A 15,886-nucleotide genomic window follows, 5' to 3' on the forward strand; every position below is an offset into this window, starting at 1 on the left:
CCTCCACTCGGGGAGGCCCGGCAAGCTTAACGGCCGCGCGCCCACCGACCAAATCGCCGGCCGGCCCGAGCGCTCACCGGGGCGTGGTGAGCGCCGTGTGCAGGGTGGCCGACCACTGCTGGACGATCTCCTTGCGCCGGGCCGAGTCGTCGGTGAGCACATCGGCCAGACCGAGCCCGCGCGCCAGATCCAGTGTGGCCTGCACCAGGTGATGGGCCACGGGGTCGGAGTCGTCGACGCCCAGCGCCTCGACCGCCATGCGATGGGAAACCCGGCCGAACCGCGCCTCCAGCGGCACGATCCGCTCGCGCAGCGCGGGATCGGCGGCGGCATGCGTCCAGACCTGCAGGGCGGCCTTGAACAGCGGACTGGTGTAGGACTCCACCAGACCGCTCACCACCGCCTCCGTGCGCCCGGCGCCCTCGGCGATCTCGGCCACGGCCAGGGCCTCGGCCTTGGCCTGCGCCATGCGGGTGTCGAACATGTACTCGAGGGCGGCGGTGATCAGCTCCTCCCGGGTCGGGAAGTGGTGCTGCGCCGCGCCGCGCGACACCCCCGCCCGCTCGGCCACCACGGCCACGGTGGCCGCCGCCCAGCCCGTCTCGGCCAGGCAGTCGATGGTCGCCTCGAGCAGCCGCTGCCGGGTGGCGCGGCTGCGGTCCTGCTTGGGTTCGTGCGGCTTCGATTCGTGGTGCGCAGTCATGATCCGCTCATTCTGCCCAGGTGGGCGGGCGGCGCTGGAAGAAGGCCGTCATGCCCTCCACCACCTCGGGCGTACCGAAGCAGCTCGCGGACCGTTTCGCCAGTTCCTCGGCGCTGCGGTCGAATTCGGCCAGCAGCGCGGCGTTGACCAGTCGCTTGCTCTCGGCCAGGCCCTGTGGCGAGCCCTGGCGGAGTTCGCTTCGCAGGCGAGCCACCGCGGCGGCCGGATCGTCGGCGGCGAGGGTGATCAACCCGGTCCGTTCCGCCTCGGCCGCGTCGAACCTCTCCCCGGTCTGGAAGTAGCGCGCGGCCGCGCGCGGGCTCATCCGCGGCAGCAGGGTGAGCGAGATCATGAAGGGCGCCAGGCCGATGCGCGCCTCGGTGAGCGCGAAGCTGCTGTCCGGCCCGGCCACCGCGATATCACAGGCCGCCAGCAGGCCCATGCCGCCCGCGCGCACATTGCCGTTCACCTGTGCCAGTACGGGTTTGGGCAATACCAGGATCGTGCGCAGCACATCGATCATCCACCGGGTGCGGATGTCCGCGGCGGCCGCGGGATCGGCGTCGAGGGCCTCCTTCAGATCCGCACCGGCGCAGAAGGTGTTGCCGGTGTGGGTGAGCACGACACCGCGCACCTGCTCGTCGTCCCCGGCCCGCCGCAGCGCGGCCAGCAGTTCCCGCACCAGCCGCGAGGACAGCGCGTTGCGATTGTGCGGCGAATCGAGGGTGACGACGGCGAACCCGCCGGCCACCTCGTAGCGCACGAACGGCGTCTCGGCGGTGTCGCTCATCGTCTTCCCCTTCCACGATCGTCCGGTTGCGCGCTGCCGTACATCAGTAGGACTTCGGCAGTCCGAGGGAATGCTGGGCGACGAAGTTCAGCACCATTTCCCGGCTCACCGGCGCCACCCGGCCGATCCGGGCGGCGGCCAGCATGCCCGCCAGGCCGACCTCGCGGGTCAGGCCCGAACCGCCGTGCGTCTGGATCGACTGGTCGAGGGCCTTGATGCTGGCCTCGGCCGCAGAGTACTTCGCCATGTTCGCGGCCTCCGCGGCGCCGAAGTCGTCGCCCGAGTCGTAGAGCACGGCCGCCTTCTGCATCATCAGCTTCGCCAGCTCGAGTTCGATCTTCACCTGGGCCAGCGGATGCGAAATGCCTTGGTGCGCACCGATCGGCGTCTTCCACACCTGCCGTTCGCGGGCGTATTCCACGGCGCGGTCGATGGCGTAGCGGCCCATGCCGACAGCCATCGCGGCGCCCATGATGCGCTCCGGGTTCAGACCCGCGAACAGCTGCGCCAGCGCCGCGTCCTCCTGGCCGACCAGCGCCTCGGCCGGCAGTCGCACATCGTCGAGGAACAGCGTGAACTGGCTGTCGGGTTCGATGATGTCCATCGCCTGCCGGGTCTTCTCGAAACCCGGGGCGTCGGTGGGCACGATGAACAGCGCCGGCTTCAGCTTGCCGGTCTTGGCGTCCTCGGTGCGCGACACGATCAGCACCGCCTCGGCCTGGTCCACGCCGGAGATGAAGATCTTGCGGCCGTTGAGGATCCAGTCGCCGCCGTCGCGGCGGGCGGTGGTGGTGATGTGGTGGGAGTTGGAGCCCGCGTCGGGTTCGGTGATGCCGAACACCATCTTCGCCGACCCGTCGGCCAGCCGCGGCAGCCAGTGCCGCTTCTGTTCGTCGGTGCCGTACTTGGTAACGATGGTGCCGCAGATGGCCGGGGAGACCACCATCAGCAGCAGCCCGGCGCCCTGTGCGGCGAGTTCCTCCATCACCAGCGCCAGTTCGTAGATGCCGGCGCCACCACCGCCGTACTCCTCCGGAAGGTTCACCCCGAGGAAGCCGAGACGCCCTGCCTCGTCCCACAATTCGCTCAGCGGCTGGTTGGCGCGGGCCTTGTCCGAGACGTAGTCGCGGAAGTTGTATTTGGCGGCGAGCTGCGCCACCGCGGCCCGCAGCTGCTTCTGCTCGTCGGTTTCGATGAAACTCATGCCCTACTCCTGGGATTCGGTGGTCTCTTCGGGTTGCACGACGGCCAGCACCGTGCCGACGTCGACCTGTCGGCCCGCGGTCACATTCAGTTCGGCCAGCACGCCGGTGGCGGGGGCGGTGATGGTGTGCTCCATCTTCATCGCCTCCAGCCACAGGATCGGCTGACCCGCCTCCACCCGGCTGCCGACCTCGGCGGCGACCCGGATCACCGCGCCCGGCATCGGGGCCAGCAACGAGCCCTCGGCGACGTGCTCGGAGGGATCCTCGAAGCGCGGCAGCCGCCGCACGGTCACCGGCCCCAGCGGCGAATCCACCGCGACCAGAACGGGTCCCGCGCCGGTCGACGGGTACCGGGCCACGTCGAAGCGGCGGCGTACCGGGCCGCGCGGGCCGGGCACCGCCAGTGTCACGACATCCGCTGTCGCGTCGAGCAATTCGATGCCGTCGTGGCCCTCGACCGTCACACCGGTGCGGGCGAACCGATAGCGCACTTCGTGTGTGCCGGTGGTGCGGCTCTCGTAGGACTTGGACTGCGGCTGCGCGGGCAGGTTGCGCCAGCCGCTGGGCAGGCCGCCGCCCACGCGGGCGCTCGATCGGTTGGCCGCCGCGTCGGCGAGCGCGGCCGCGACGATGGACAACTCCTCGTCCGCCGCCGAAACCAGCGGCGCGGCGAGGTTTTCCAGGCCGTGGGTGGCGAAGAAGGCGGTGTCGGTGTCACCGGCGCGGAACGCCGGATGCTCGAGCACCCGCACCAGCAGATCGCGGTTGGTGACCAGGCCGTGGATCCGCGCCCGCCGCAGCGCCGCCGCCAGCAGGTGCGCCGCCTCGTCGCGGGTCTCGGCGTAGGAGATCACCTTGGCCAGCATCGGGTCGTAATGCACACCGACCACGGACCCGTCCACCACGCCGGAGTCCAGCCGCACCCCGGGTTCACTCAGGACGGTGAACTCGGCCACGCTACCGAGGTCGAGCCGGTGCACGGTGCCGCTCTGCGGCTGCCATTCCTGCGCCGGGTCCTCGGCGTACAGGCGCACCTCGATGGAGTGGCCGTGCATCGGCGGCGGATTCGCGGGCAGCCGATACCCCTGCGCGACCTGCAGTTGCAGCCGGACCAGATCCAGGCCCGTCGTGTTCTCGGTGACCGGATGTTCCACCTGCAGACGGGTGTTCATCTCCAGGAAGAAGAACTCACCCTGCTCGTCGGCCAGGAACTCGACGGTGCCCGCGCCCTCGTAACCGATGGCCGCGGCGGCCAGCCGCGCGGCGTGAAACAGCCTGTCGCGCATGCCGTCCACCCGCTCGACCAGCGGCGACGGCGCCTCTTCCACCACCTTCTGATGCCGGCGCTGAATGGAGCACTCGCGCTCGCCGACGGCCCACACGGTGCCGTGGGCGTCGGCCATCACCTGCACCTCGATGTGCCGGCCGGTCTCGAGGTAGCGCTCGCAGAACACGGTGGGGTCGCCGAAGGCCGATTCCGCCTCGCGCCGTGCGGCTTCCAGCTGGCCGGGCAGCTCCGCCAGCGTCCGCACCACCCGCATGCCGCGACCGCCGCCCCCGGCGGACGCCTTGATCAGCACCGGCAGCAGCGCGTCGGTGACCTCGGCGGGGTCCAGCTCGGCCAGGACCGGCACACCCGCGGCGTCCATCATCTTCTTGGACTCCACCTTCGAGCCCATCTGCTCGATCGCGGCGACCGGCGGACCGATCCAGGTGAGCCCGGCCGCGATCACGGCGCGCGCGAAATCGGCGTTCTCGGACAGGAATCCGTAGCCCGGGTGGATCGCGTCGGCGCCCGCAGCCAGCGCCGCCTCGACGATCAGGTCGCCGCGCAGATATGTCTCGCCGGGAGTGCTGCCGGGCAGGCGAACCGCCGCGTCGGCCGCCCCGACGTGCGGCGCGTGCGCGTCGGCGTCCGAATACACCGCGACGGTGCCGAGACCCATCCGGCGGCAGGTGGCGAACACCCGCCGCGCGATCTCACCGCGGTTGGCGACCAGGACTGTGCTGAGCATGCCGGCCCTCACATTCGGAAGACGCCGAAGCCCTCGGCGCCCTTGATCGGGGCATTGTGGATGGCGGACAACGCCATTCCCAATACCGTGCGGGTGTCGCGGGGATCGATGACGCCGTCGTCGTAGAGGCGGCCGGACATGAACATCGGCAGCGATTCCGCCTCGATCTGCGCCTCGATCATCGCGCGCATCCCGGCGTCGGCCTGCTCGTCGAACGGCTGCCCCTTGGCCTCGGCGGAGGCGCGGCTGACGATGGAGATCACGCCCGCGAGCTGCGCGCCACCCATCACCGCGGATTTCGCACTGGGCCAGGCGAATACGAAGCGAGGGTCGTAGGCGCGCCCGCACATGCCGTAGTGCCCCGCGCCGTAGGAGGCGCCCATCAGCACGGAGATGTGCGGCACCTTGGAGTTGGAGACGGCGTTGATCATCATCGCGCCGTGCTTGATGATGCCCTTCTGCTCGTACTCCTTGCCGACCATGTACCCGGTCGTGTTGTGCAGGAACAACAGTGGAGTGTTCGACTGGTTGGCCAGCTGGATGAACTGCGTGGCCTTCTGCGACTCCTCCGAGAACAGCACGCCGCGCGCGTTGGCGAGAATGCCGACCGGATAGCCGTGCAGCTCCGCCCATCCCGTGACCAGGCTGGAACCGTAGAGCGGTTTGAACTCGTCGAAATCCGAGCCGTCGACCACCCGGGCGATCACCTCGCGGGGGTCGAAGGGGACCTTGAGATCGGCGGGCACGATGCCGAGCAGTTCCTCCTGGTCGTACAGCGGCTCGATGACCTCCGCCCGCGGCGCCGGACCCTGCTTGCGCCAGTTCAGCCGCCGCACGATGGACCGGCCGAGCCGGATGGCGTCCTGCTCGTCCACGGCCAGATAGTCGGCCAGACCGGAGACCCGCGCGTGCATCTCGGCGCCGCCCAGTGACTCGTCGTCGGACTCCTCGCCGGTCGCCATCTTGACCAGCGGCGGGCCGCCGAGGAAGACCTTGGATCGTTCCTTGATCATCACCGTGTAGTCCGACATGCCCGGGATGTAGGCGCCACCGGCGGTCGAATTGCCGAAAACCAATGCGATGGTGGGTATTCCGGCCGCGGAGGCCTGGGTCAGATCGCGGAACATGCGCCCGCCGGGGACGAAGACCTCCTTCTGCGTGGGCAGGTCCGCGCCGCCGGACTCGACCAGGCCGATCACCGGCAGCCGGTTCTGCATGACGATGTCGTTCATGCGCAGGTTCTTGCGCAGCGTCCACGGGTTCGAGGTGCCGCCGCGCACCGTGGGATCCGGCGCGACGATCATGCACTCGACCCCCTCCACGATGCCGATGCCCGCGATCACGCTCGCGCCGACGTGGAAGTCGCTGCCCCACGCGGCAAGTGGGCACAGCTCGAGGAACGGCGAGTCCTCGTCCACGAGTAGTTCGATGCGCTCGCGGGCGGTCAGCTTGCCGCGCTTGCGGTGCCGCGCCAGCTTGTCCGGCCCGCCGCCCGCGATGGCCTTCGCGAACTCGCCCTCGATCTCGGTGAGCTTGTCCCGCATCGCCTCGGCCGCGGCCTGATAGTCCGCCGACCCGGCATCGACGGTGGAACGCAGAATCGTCATGACTGGAACCCCAATCGTTTCGCCGCCAGCGCGGTCAGGATCTCGGTGGTGCCGCCGCCGATGCCGAGGATGCGGATGTCCCGGTACTGCCGCTCCACCTCGGACTCGCGCATGTAGCCGAGGCCGCCGAACAGCTGCACCGACTGGTTGGCCACCCATTCCGCGGCCTCCACGGCGGTGTTCTTGGCGAAGCACACCTCGGCGATCAGATCGGTCTCGCCCTCCGCCGCGCGCTCGGCCACCCGGCGGGTGTACACCCGCGCGACGTCGATGCGCCGCGCCATCTCGGCCAGCGTGTTCTGCACGGCCTGGCGGGCGATCAGCGGGCGGCCGAAGGTCTCGCGGTCGCGGCACCACCGCAGCGTCAGATCGAGGCAGCGTTGCGCCTGCGCGTACGCCTGCACGGCCAGCCCCACCCGCTCGCTCACGAAAGCCGCTGCGATCTGGGCGAATCCGCTGTTCTCCGGGCCGACCAGATTCTCCACCGGCACCCGCGCGTCGACATACGACAGCTCCGCGGTGTCCGAGGCCAGCCAGCCCATCTTCGCCAGCTTGCGGCTCACCGTGAAGCCCGGCGTGCCCTTCTCGACCACCAGCAGCGACACCCCCGCCGCGCCGGGACCGCCGGTGCGGACCGCGGTCACCACGAAGTCGGCGCGGGTGCCGGAGGTGATGTAGGTCTTGGCGCCGTTGACGACGAAGTGGTCGCCGTCGCGCACGGCGCTGGTCGTCAGATGCCCCACATCCGATCCGCCGCCCGGCTCCGTGATGGCCAGCGAGCCGATCTTCTCGCCCGCCAGCGTCGGCCGCGCCCAGCGCTCGATGTGCTCGGCATTGCCCGAGGCGATGATGTGCGGCACCGAGATACCGCAGGTGAACAGCGAGGCGAACAAGCCGCCGGACGCGCCCGCCTGGTGCATCTCCTCGCACACGATGGCCGCGTCGATGCCGTCGCCGCCCGCGCCGCCGACCGCCTCGGGGAACTGGATACCCAGCAGGCCCAGCGCACCGGCCCGCTTGTGCAGCTCGCGCGGGATCTCGCCGGCCCGCTCCCACTCGTCGAGCTGCGGCAGGACCTCGCGTTCCACGAAACCTCGGACGGTGGAACGCAATTCGCGGCGTTCCGGGGTCTCCCACACGTTCATGACAGCAGCTCCACGGGGATATCGATGTGCCGGGACCGCAGCCATTCGCCGAGTCCCTTGGCCTGTGGGTCGAAGCGGGCCTGGTAGGCCACGCCCGCGCCGAGGATGCCCTCGACGACGAAGTTCAGCGCCCGCAGATTGGGCAGCACGTGCCGGGTGACCGGCAGATCCGCGGTCTCCGGCAGCAGCGTCCGCAGCGCGTCCACGGTCAGTGTGTGGGCCAGCCAGCGCCACTGCGCGTCGGTGCGTACCCACACGCCGATATTGGCGTTGCCGCCCTTGTCGCCGCTGCGGGCCAGCGCCACCGCGCCCAGCGGGACGCGCCGGGTCGCCCCGCCCGGCAACGGCTCCGGCAGCGCGGGTTCGGGCACCTCGGCCAATTCGAGAGTCGTCGCGGGCGGGGCTATCTCGATCCGCTCGCCGTCCGGCAGCACCGCGATGTGCGGCACCTCGGCCGCGTCGACGTAGCCCGGCGTGAAAACCCCGTAGGGGCCACCGTTGCCGGGCGGCGAGGTCATCGTGCACCCCGGGTAGCTGGCCAACGCCAATTCCACTGCCACGCTGGAGAACTTGCGGCCGACCACGTCCGGGTTCGGGTCGCGGACCACGCAGCGCAGCAGTGCGCTGGCCTGCTCCTCGGTATCGGCGTCGGGGCGATCCGTGCGCGACAGCGTCCACTCCAGCTCGGCCGGGCGCACCGGCAGCCACTTCTCCAGCTGTCGTTGCGCCAGTGCGGCTTTCGCCTCGATGTCCAGGCCGGTGAGCACGAAGGTCATCTCGTTGCGAAAGCCGCCCAGGGTGTTCAGCGACACCTTCAGGCGCGGCGGCGGCGCCTCCCCTCGCACACCTTCGATCAGCACCCGGTCCGGGCCGGCCGGGCTGAGCGCGAGGGTGTCCAGCCGCGTCGTCACGTCCGGGCCCGCGTAGCGCGCACCCTGGATCTCGTACATCAACTGCGCCTCGACGGTGTCGACAGTGACCGCGCCGCCGGTGTTCTCATGTTTGGTGATGACGCTGCTGCCGTCGCGGCGCACCTCCGCGATCGGGAAACCGGGGCGGTCCAGATCGGCGATCTCGGTGAAGAACGCGAAATTGCCGCCCGTCGCCTGGGTGCCGCACTCGATCACATGCCCCGCCACCACCGCACCCGCCAGCGCGTCGAAATCGTCCCGGGCCCAACCGAAGTGGGCCGCCGCCGGGCCGACCACCAGGGCCGCGTCGGTGACCCGGCCGGTCACCACCACATCCGCCCCGGCCCGCAGGCACTCCGCGATCCCCCAGGCACCCAGATAGGCGTTGGCGGCCAGCGGCGCGCCCAGGCCCAGCTCCGCCGCCCGCGCCAGCAGATCGTCGCCCTCGACATGCGCCACCCGCGCCGCCACACCCAGCTTCTCCGCCACCTCGCCCAGCCGCTGCGCCAGGCCCGCCGGGTTCAGGCCACCGGCATTGGCGACGAGGCGCACGCCGCGCTCCAGCGCCAGGGCGAGGCAGTCCTCCGCTTGGCGCACAAAGGTTTTGGCGTAGCCGAGGTTCGCATCCTGCATCCGGTCGCGACCCAGGATCAGCATGGTCAGCTCGGCGAGATAGTCCCCGGTGAGGACGTCGAGGTGCCCGCCCTCGAGCATTTCCCGCATCGCGCTCAGCCGGTCGCCGTAGAACCCGGAACAGTTCCCGATCCGGATGACGTCCGGACTGCTCATCGCGCCTCCGTAATTTTGGCGGCGCCTTCGGCGCCGCGGGTTTGTGGCCCCTGTGTGGCTCGCGTTTCGAGGTCCGCCGCTCGCGACTTCGTCGCATGCGCGGCAGACCTCGAAACGCGAGCCGGGCCACAAACCGGGGGTGGTTGCGTTATTGAGAGGGTTGCATCGCGGTGGGAAAAAATCAAGCTTGCGTGCTTGTTAATTTGGGCGTTGGTACGTCGGCGCAGGTGGGGGTTGTCGTGAGGGTGGCGGTGGGTGATGGCTTCGCGCACGGCAAGATGGCTTGGGTGTCCAACTCCGTGATCGTGGTTCTGCTGTTCGCCCTCGCGGGCTTTCTGCTGGGCGGGGCCTACAGCAGTTGGAAGAACACCCGGTGGCTGGCGATCGCGCTCGGCGTGTGCGGGGTGCTGGCGGCGGCGGGGGCCGTCGCCTGGATGATGAGCTGAGCTCCGGCGGCTCGGTGCCGGATGCGCACGGATCCGCATGCCTGCAGACCGAGGTTCGTGCCGTGCGACGGTGGTTCAGCGCGCGCTTTTCGACCGATAGCTCTCGGCGGGATCGGGGCGCGGCGCGACGGTGGATCAGTCCTCGTAGAGGCGGTAGATGCGCAGGTCTTCGGGGACGCCGCTGAGGGGCGCGGCGAAGAAGCTGCGGCGGTAGGGCTTGGGGGCGTAGCCGAGGGCGGGCAGGGTTTCGGGCTCGAGCGCCTGGAGGGTGGCCGCCGACAGCATGGTGTTTCCGTTACCGCCCGCCTCCATGACGCGGGCCGCTATCGTCACGTCCACACCGAGCCAGTCGCCGCCGATCTCGCGCGGGCTGCCGGTGTGCAGGCCGATGCGCATCTGGGGGCGGTAGCCCGACACCTCCACGCGGGCCAGGTTCTCCTTCGCGGCGACCGCCGCCTGCACGGCCCGGTCCGGCGAGCCGAACACCGCCATCACACCGTCACCCATCCGCTTGACCACCCGGCCGCCCCGATCCACGATCGGCGGCTCGATGGCCTTGGCCACGCGGCGCAGCAGCTCCAATGTGGCCTCGTCGCCGGCCGACAGCGACCAGCGGGAGAACGCCACCAGGTCGGTGAACATCACCGTCACCTGCTCGCTGCCCTTGCCGCGGCCGACCCGCTCCAGCATCGCCTGCCAGACCTGCAGGGCGCCCAGGCCGATCTCCTTGGCGGCGCTGGGGCTGTCGCCGACAAGTTTGTCCGCGACGCGGGCCACCGCACGCGGACCGCCCGGACCCGAAACCGACAGGGGGTCACCGAAAGCCGGGTCGCCGGGCAGGTTCTCGCGGGCACGCCGAATCGCTCCGATGACATCCCGCCGCTGATTGGCCGCGGCCACCAGCGAGGAGAACTGGCCGGTGCGCAACCGGCCGCTCGGGCGCGAGCGGGAGTCGCGAGAACTCCTGGAAGCCTCGGCGTCGTCGGCATCCGTTGGCGTGAGCGGGATCACGACATCCGGCAGCGGTTCGGCACGCCTGCCGCCCGCCCTCTCGCCGCCGCGCGACCCGCCCCTGTCCGATCGACGTCGCGAACCGTCGGCACCGGCCGCGCGAGACCCGTTCTCGCCGCTGCCGGAGGGTGTTTCGGTCACGTCCCGAGCCTAGCTCAGACACCGAAAGACACCGGCCCGATGCGAGTGTTCGCATCGGGCCGGTGTGGTGTCACGCGGGCCGGGCAGTGGCCCGGCGTGACTCGGGCGTAGCGGTCCCCCGACAGGACCGCCCTCCCGTCCCCGGGTGGCGAGGGATTGCTCCCGGGGGCTGGGCAGGTCTAGGCGTCGCGGCGATCCACCACGTACAGCGCGGCGGCGAGCACGACGGCGACGAAGACGGTGAAGTAGATCAGGCCGCCCCACGGGCCCCAGTGCCAGTTGCCGGTCCCCGTCGAGCCGAGAAAGCGCTGCATATTGGCGAAGGGCAGGAACGGCTGCACATTGCGGCCGAAGCTCCCGAACGCCCCGGCCAGGGGCTCCACCAGCATCGGCCACAGCACGATCAGCGCGATCGCGGCGGCGGACTGGCGCACCAGCACCCCGATCGCCACGGCCAGGATCGCACCCAGGAAGGCGTAGACCGGTACGCCGATCAGACCGCGCCAATCCTCCGCCGACGACAGCGTCAGGTGCGCACCGGCGTCCGAACCACTGATGACCTTGGCGATCCCGAACGCCAGCAGCGCCAGCACCGCGGTGAGCACCGCACCGAACACGGCGACCAGACCGGCCTTGGTGGCGATCACCCGCATGCGGTTCGGGGTGGCCTGGAAGGTGGTCCGGATGATGCCGAACCGGTATTCACTGGTCACGGTCAGGGCCGACATGATCATCAGGATCATCACGCCCAGCCCGGTGAGGCCCGAAACCGCCTCCGACACAGTGAGTTCGAGGCTGCCCTCCTTGTTGTAGGAGGCCTTGGCCACCAGGCCGAACACGGCGGCCAGACCCAGCCCGATCACCACGACCGAGGCCGAGCACCACCACGGCGACCGGGTGGAGGTCAGTTTGATGCGTTCCGCTGCCAACACGCCCATCAGAGCGCACCTCCCATCACCTGTTCGATGCCTTCACCGTGGTACTGCACCGCGCCGCCGGTCAGCCGCATGAACGCGTCCTCGAGCGAGGCCCGCTGCGGTGCCAGCTCGTAGAGCGTGATGCCGTTCGCGCCGGCCAGCTTGCCGACCGCGTCGCTGGTCTCCCCGACCACCAGCAGCGCCGCGGACTCGTCGTCCTCGCGCACCGTCAGGCCGTTGGAGGTGAGCAGGCTGCGCAGCTGGTCCAACTGCGGACTACGCACGCGCACAGTGGCTTCCGAGGCGTGCTCGATGAAATCCTTGGTGCTGGTGTCGGCGATCAGCTTGCCGCGGCCGATCACGACGAGATGGTCGGCCGTCTGCGCCATCTCCGAGAGCAGGTGGCTCGAGACCAATACCGTGCGGCCCTCGGCGGCCAGCCGCTGCATGAACCGGCGGATCCACAGGATGCCCTCCGGGTCCAGGCCGTTGACCGGCTCGTCGAACAGCAGCACCGGCGGATCGCCGAGCAGTGCGCCCGCCAGCCCCAGCCGCTGCGACATGCCCAGGGAGAAGCCGCCGGCGTTCTTGTTGGCCACCTCGGTGAGGCCGACCAACCGCAGCACCTCCTCGACCCGGGACTCGGGAATGCCGCTCGAGGCCGCCATCCAGCGCAGATGCGACCGCGCCGAGCGATTGGGGTGCACCCACTTGGCGTCCAGCAGGGCGCCGACGGTGCGCAGCGGATCGTCGAGTTCACGGTACGGCTTGCCCTGCACCAGCGCGGTGCCCGCGGTGGGCCGGTCCAGGCCCAGGATCATTCGCATCGTCGTCGACTTGCCGGCGCCGTTGGGTCCGAGAAACCCGGTGACCTGCCCGGGTTTCACCGAGAACGACAGATCGTCGACAGCGACGGTGTTGCCGAACCGTTTGGTCAGGCCGGTCACTTCGATCATGTCCACAGTCTTGCCGAGAATCCGCCCGCTAACCATCGCTCACAGGTCGCGAGTCGGGTAGTCCTTCCGGATGACCGCGTCCCCTACCTTCGCCCGAGGAATCCCCGACCCGCGTCAGCGATTCCCGGCTCCCTGCCACCGAGTCCGGTCTCCCGCCGTGCGATTCGGCCGCGGTTCCGGGACGAGCCTTTCACAGGTCGGGAGACGATGCCTGGGCCCAGAAGCGTTTGGGGATGCGGCCTGCCTGCCGGGCCAGGTACCCGGCGCGCACGGCGTCGGCCATCGCGCTCGCCATCAGGGCCGGGCGGCGGGCCCGGGTCACCGCGGTCGCCAGGAGCACCGCGGAGCAGCCCAGTTCCATGGCCAGGGCGGCGTCGCTGGCGGTGCCGATCCCGGCGTCGAGGATGACCGGTACGTCGGCCTCGGCGACGATCATCTCGATATTGTGCGGGTTGCCGATGCCCAGGCCGGTGCCGATCGGGGCGCCCAGCGGCATGACGGCGGCGCAACCGGCGTCGGCGAGGCGGCGCGCGAGGATCGGATCGTCGTTGGTGTAGGGCAGGACGGTGAAGCCGTCGTCGACCAATTGCTCTGCGGCGTCGACCAATTCGATGGCGTCGGGCAGCAGGGTGCGTTCGTCGGCGACGACCTCGAGCTTCACCCAGTCGGTGTCCAGGGCTTCGCGGGCCAGCCGCGCGGTCAGCACCGCCTCGGCGGCGGTGCGGCAGCCCGCGGTGTTCGGCAGCGGCGCGATGTCCAGGCGCTTCAACAGGTCCAGCACGCCCGTACCGCCGGCCGCGTCGACGCGACGCATGGCCACCGTGGTCAGTTCGGTACCCGACGCCAGCAGCGCCTCCTCCAGCACGGACAGGTTCTCCGCGCCGCCGGTGCCCATGATCAGACGGGAGCCGAAGATCCGGTCCGCGATGCGCAGCGGGGGTAGCTCGTGCGGGTCGTCAGCCACCCTGCACCGCCGTGAGAACCTCGATCTCCCAGCCGCGGCCCACCGGTTCGTCCCAGCGGGACTTGGGGAACACCGCGCCGTCGACCGCGAGCGCGATGCCCTGGCAGGGCAGCTCGAGCCGCTCCAGCAGCTCGCGGACGGTGAGCTGCTCGGCGAACTCGTGATCGTGCCCGTTCACGGTCACGCCGATCGGAATGGTCGTGGTCATCGATTACCTCCTCGAAACGGAAAAGCGGTGCGGATCGGCGGCTTTCGCCTCCGGCAGCACCTCGCCGTCGAGCAGCGCCGCGACCGCGTCGGCGGTCAGGGGCGCGCCCAGGATGCCGTTGCGGCCGTGTCCGGCGGCGACGATCACACGGTCGGAGAGGCGGCCGATCAGCGGCAGGTTGTCGGGGGTCCCCGGGCGCGAACCGGCGGTGGTCTCCCGCAGTTCGTATTCGCCGAGCGCGGGTAGTACCGCCTCGGCGTCGGCGATCAGGTCGCGCACGCCCGCGACGGTCACCGCCGTGTCGAAGCCCGCCTCGTATTGTGTTGCGCCGACGACGATTCCGTCCGCCCGCGGCACCAGATACAGCGGACGGCCGTGCACCCGGGCGCGGATCACCCGCTGCGGCGGCGGTGGTGCGCCCGGGCGGTGCCGCAGCCGCAGGATTTCCCCCTTCACCGGATGCACCGGCAGGCCGGGCCACAGCCGTGCGGTAGCGGCTCCGGCGGCGAGCACGACCTGGTCCTGTGCGCAGTCGTCCAGGTCGGCGACGGACTCGGCGCGGATGTGCACACCGGCCTGTTCACAACAGCGGCGCAGGGCGTCCAGCAGCAGCCGGTTGTCCACAGCCGGTTCGGTGGGTGCGAGCAGGCCCGCGCGGACGGTCCGGGCCAGATCCGGTTCCGCGGCCCGCACGGCCCGCCGGTCGAGCAGCCGCATCTCGTGCCCGCGCGCGGTCACGAAATCGGCGATGGTGCGCAGGTCCGCGGCGTCGGCGGCATCCAGGGCCACGGTCAGGGTCGCGTCGGCGACGAAGACGGGGGTACCGGCCGACGCCTCGAGCCGGGCGGCGAAACCAGGCCAGCGGGCCAGTGTGGCCGCGCCGAATTCCAGCGGCTCGTCCTCCCCCGGCCAGCCCTCCGACAGCGGGGCCAGCATGCCGCCCGCCACCCAGGAGGCGCCCGTTCCGGCGGCCGGATCGAAGACCGTGACCGACCACCCCGACTCGGCGGCGCGCCACGCCACCGACAGCCCGATCACACCCCCACCCACGACGGCCAGAGTTCGCATACCTTCCACCTCACTAGGTCCCGGGATGACCGGGATCCGCCGGCTGCGGAGCGCCCCGCGCGGAACGGCCTCCCCGCGCGGCCGCCTTCGCTGCGGGGATGTCCAGATGTTTCGACTACCCAAGGTACCGCGACTACGGTCGGTGACGTGCAACCGTCCCACCCGAACCGACCCGCCTCCCCGCGCGAACGCCTGGCCTCGGCACGGCTCTACCTGTGCACCGACGCCCGCCGCGACAAGGGCGACCTGGCCGCGTTCGCCGAGGCCGCCCTCGCCGGTGGCGTCGACATCATCCAGCTACGCGACAAGGGCTCGGCCGGAGAGGCCGCGTTCGGCCCGCTGGAGGCGCGCGCGGAACTGGGCGCGCTGGCCGAACTGCGAGCCGCCACCCGCCGTCACGGCGCGCTGCTCGCGGTGAACGACCGCGCCGACATCGCGCACGCCGCGGGCGCCGACGTACTGCACCTGGGCCAGGACGACCTGCCGCCTTGGTACGCCCGCAAGATCGTCGGCCCGGATGTGGTCATCGGCCGTTCCACACACGATCGCGAACAGGCGGGCCTGGCCGCCATCGAAGAGCACATCGACTACTTCTGCACCGGCCCGGTCTGGACCACCCCCACCAAACCCGGCCGCCCCGCCGCGGGCCTGGACCTGGTCCGCTCGACCGCCGCAGCCCGCCCCACCCGCCCCTGGTTCGCCATCGGCGGCATCGACAACGCCCGCCTCCCCGAGGTACTCGCCGCCGGAGCCACCCGCATAGTCGTGGTCCGAGCCATCACCGCCGCCGCCGACCCCGAATCCGCCGCCCGCACCCTCAAACACCGCCTGCTGGACAACGCCGAGGCATAACCTCGCCACCACCGAGTCGAATCCCCGACCTCGCCCACTCGATCCGACCACCGGACACCTCCACCGACGCCCCCTGACGCCTCCAGCGAGGAAGTGCCGGGGTCGGGAGGCGGGGTTGTTCGGTTTGCGGCGTGGTTGGGGATTCGGGCGGCGTGGGA

General features: G+C 70.7%; 15 protein-coding genes. 2 read left to right on the top strand and 13 right to left on the bottom strand.

Annotation, left to right across the window (positions count from 1 at the left end; genetic code table 11):
• Window positions 1–73: 73 nt before the first annotated feature.
• Genes NWFMUON74_RS33150 through NWFMUON74_RS33180 form a run of 7 tightly spaced genes read right to left on the bottom strand, consistent with a single transcriptional unit; the run spans window position 74 to window position 9,165 of the window.
• Window positions 74–703, bottom strand: coding sequence for a TetR/AcrR family transcriptional regulator (locus NWFMUON74_RS33150; protein ID WP_187685628.1), 630 nt, complete (start codon window positions 701–703; stop codon window positions 74–76).
• A 7-nt stretch (window positions 704–710) separates the two neighbouring features.
• A complete protein-coding gene (locus tag NWFMUON74_RS33155) occupies window positions 711–1,493 on the bottom strand; it encodes an enoyl-CoA hydratase family protein (protein WP_187685629.1) in 783 nt (260 codons plus the stop codon).
• Window positions 1,494–1,536: 43 nt separating this feature from the next.
• Window positions 1,537–2,697, bottom strand: coding sequence for an acyl-CoA dehydrogenase family protein (locus NWFMUON74_RS33160; RefSeq protein ID WP_187685630.1), 1,161 nt, complete (start codon window positions 2,695–2,697; stop codon window positions 1,537–1,539).
• 3 nt (window positions 2,698–2,700) lie between these two features.
• Window positions 2,701–4,713 (bottom strand): ATP-binding protein, encoded by a 2,013-nt coding sequence (locus NWFMUON74_RS33165; RefSeq protein WP_187685631.1) that lies wholly within the window; start codon window positions 4,711–4,713, stop codon window positions 2,701–2,703.
• Window positions 4,714–4,721: 8 nt separating this feature from the next.
• Complete coding sequence (locus tag NWFMUON74_RS33170) at window positions 4,722–6,320, bottom strand: acyl-CoA carboxylase subunit beta (RefSeq protein WP_187685632.1); 1,599 nt, start codon at window positions 6,318–6,320, stop codon at window positions 4,722–4,724.
• The gene (locus NWFMUON74_RS33175) at window positions 6,317–7,465 is read right to left on the bottom strand and encodes an acyl-CoA dehydrogenase family protein (RefSeq protein WP_187685633.1); all 1,149 of its coding nucleotides are present in this window, start codon (window positions 7,463–7,465) and stop codon (window positions 6,317–6,319) included. The genes NWFMUON74_RS33170 and NWFMUON74_RS33175 overlap by 4 nt, the downstream gene beginning before the upstream one ends.
• The gene (locus tag NWFMUON74_RS33180) at window positions 7,462–9,165 is read right to left on the bottom strand and encodes an acyclic terpene utilization AtuA family protein (protein WP_187685634.1); all 1,704 of its coding nucleotides are present in this window, start codon (window positions 9,163–9,165) and stop codon (window positions 7,462–7,464) included. Before NWFMUON74_RS33180 ends, NWFMUON74_RS33175 begins: the two co-directional genes overlap by 4 nt.
• Window positions 9,166–9,404: 239 nt before the next feature.
• Here NWFMUON74_RS33180 and NWFMUON74_RS33185 point away from each other — a divergent pair, with 239 nt between their 5' ends.
• Window positions 9,405–9,611, top strand: coding sequence for a hypothetical protein (locus NWFMUON74_RS33185; RefSeq protein ID WP_187689622.1), 207 nt, complete (start codon window positions 9,405–9,407; stop codon window positions 9,609–9,611).
• A gap of 135 nt (window positions 9,612–9,746) precedes the next feature.
• Here the strand turns inward: NWFMUON74_RS33185 and NWFMUON74_RS33190 are convergent, their stop codons facing one another.
• The 6 genes from NWFMUON74_RS33190 to thiO form a co-directional block, all read right to left on the bottom strand.
• Entirely contained in the window at window positions 9,747–10,634 is an 888-nt protein-coding gene (locus tag NWFMUON74_RS33190) for an adenylate/guanylate cyclase domain-containing protein (RefSeq protein ID WP_425300768.1), read from the bottom strand.
• 308 nt (window positions 10,635–10,942) lie between these two features.
• Window positions 10,943–11,701 carry an ABC transporter permease gene (locus tag NWFMUON74_RS33195; protein ID WP_187685635.1) on the bottom strand — a complete coding sequence of 253 codons (759 nt, stop codon included), beginning with the start codon at window positions 11,699–11,701 and terminating at the stop codon, window positions 10,943–10,945.
• On the bottom strand, window positions 11,701–12,636 hold the full coding sequence (locus tag NWFMUON74_RS33200) for an ABC transporter ATP-binding protein (RefSeq protein ID WP_187685636.1): 936 nt from the start codon (window positions 12,634–12,636) through the stop codon (window positions 11,701–11,703). Before NWFMUON74_RS33200 ends, NWFMUON74_RS33195 begins: the two co-directional genes overlap by 1 nt.
• A 190-nt stretch (window positions 12,637–12,826) precedes the next feature.
• Window positions 12,827–13,600 (bottom strand): thiazole synthase, encoded by a 774-nt coding sequence (gene thiG / locus NWFMUON74_RS33205; RefSeq protein ID WP_187685637.1) that lies wholly within the window; start codon window positions 13,598–13,600, stop codon window positions 12,827–12,829.
• A complete protein-coding gene (gene thiS, locus NWFMUON74_RS33210) occupies window positions 13,593–13,808 on the bottom strand; it encodes a sulfur carrier protein ThiS (protein ID WP_187685638.1) in 216 nt (71 codons plus the stop codon). Before thiS ends, thiG begins: the two co-directional genes overlap by 8 nt.
• A gap of 3 nt (window positions 13,809–13,811) precedes the next feature.
• The gene (gene thiO, locus NWFMUON74_RS33215) at window positions 13,812–14,876 is read right to left on the bottom strand and encodes a glycine oxidase ThiO (protein ID WP_187685639.1); all 1,065 of its coding nucleotides are present in this window, start codon (window positions 14,874–14,876) and stop codon (window positions 13,812–13,814) included.
• Window positions 14,877–15,023: 147 nt separating this feature from the next.
• Here thiO and thiE point away from each other — a divergent pair, with 147 nt between their 5' ends.
• On the top strand, window positions 15,024–15,728 hold the full coding sequence (gene thiE, locus NWFMUON74_RS33220; protein WP_187685640.1) for a thiamine phosphate synthase: 705 nt from the start codon (window positions 15,024–15,026) through the stop codon (window positions 15,726–15,728).
• Window positions 15,729–15,886 lie beyond the last annotated feature (158 nt).

The sequence above is a fragment of the Nocardia wallacei genome (assembly GCF_014466955.1).
Taxonomy (GTDB): Bacteria; Actinomycetota; Actinomycetes; order Mycobacteriales; family Mycobacteriaceae; genus Nocardia; species Nocardia wallacei.

Excerpts from the sequence above, each read along its gene's own strand:
- NWFMUON74_RS33150 (WP_187685628.1), bottom strand. The coding sequence starts at position 703 with ATGACTGCGCACCACGAATCGAAGCCGCACGAACCCAAGCAGGACCGC.
- NWFMUON74_RS33155 (WP_187685629.1), bottom strand. The coding sequence starts at position 1,493 with ATGAGCGACACCGCCGAGACGCCGTTCGTGCGCTACGAGGTGGCCGGC.
- NWFMUON74_RS33160 (WP_187685630.1), bottom strand. The coding sequence starts at position 2,697 with ATGAGTTTCATCGAAACCGACGAGCAGAAGCAGCTGCGGGCCGCGGTG.
- NWFMUON74_RS33165 (WP_187685631.1), bottom strand. The coding sequence starts at position 4,713 with ATGCTCAGCACAGTCCTGGTCGCCAACCGCGGTGAGATCGCGCGGCGG.
- NWFMUON74_RS33170 (WP_187685632.1), bottom strand. The coding sequence starts at position 6,320 with ATGACGATTCTGCGTTCCACCGTCGATGCCGGGTCGGCGGACTATCAG.
- NWFMUON74_RS33175 (WP_187685633.1), bottom strand. The coding sequence starts at position 7,465 with ATGAACGTGTGGGAGACCCCGGAACGCCGCGAATTGCGTTCCACCGTC.
- NWFMUON74_RS33180 (WP_187685634.1), bottom strand. The coding sequence starts at position 9,165 with ATGAGCAGTCCGGACGTCATCCGGATCGGGAACTGTTCCGGGTTCTAC.
- NWFMUON74_RS33195 (WP_187685635.1), bottom strand. The coding sequence starts at position 11,701 with ATGGGCGTGTTGGCAGCGGAACGCATCAAACTGACCTCCACCCGGTCG.
- NWFMUON74_RS33200 (WP_187685636.1), bottom strand. The coding sequence starts at position 12,636 with ATGATCGAAGTGACCGGCCTGACCAAACGGTTCGGCAACACCGTCGCT.
- thiS (WP_187685638.1), bottom strand. The coding sequence starts at position 13,808 with ATGACCACGACCATTCCGATCGGCGTGACCGTGAACGGGCACGATCAC.
- thiO (WP_187685639.1), bottom strand. The coding sequence starts at position 14,876 with ATGCGAACTCTGGCCGTCGTGGGTGGGGGTGTGATCGGGCTGTCGGTG.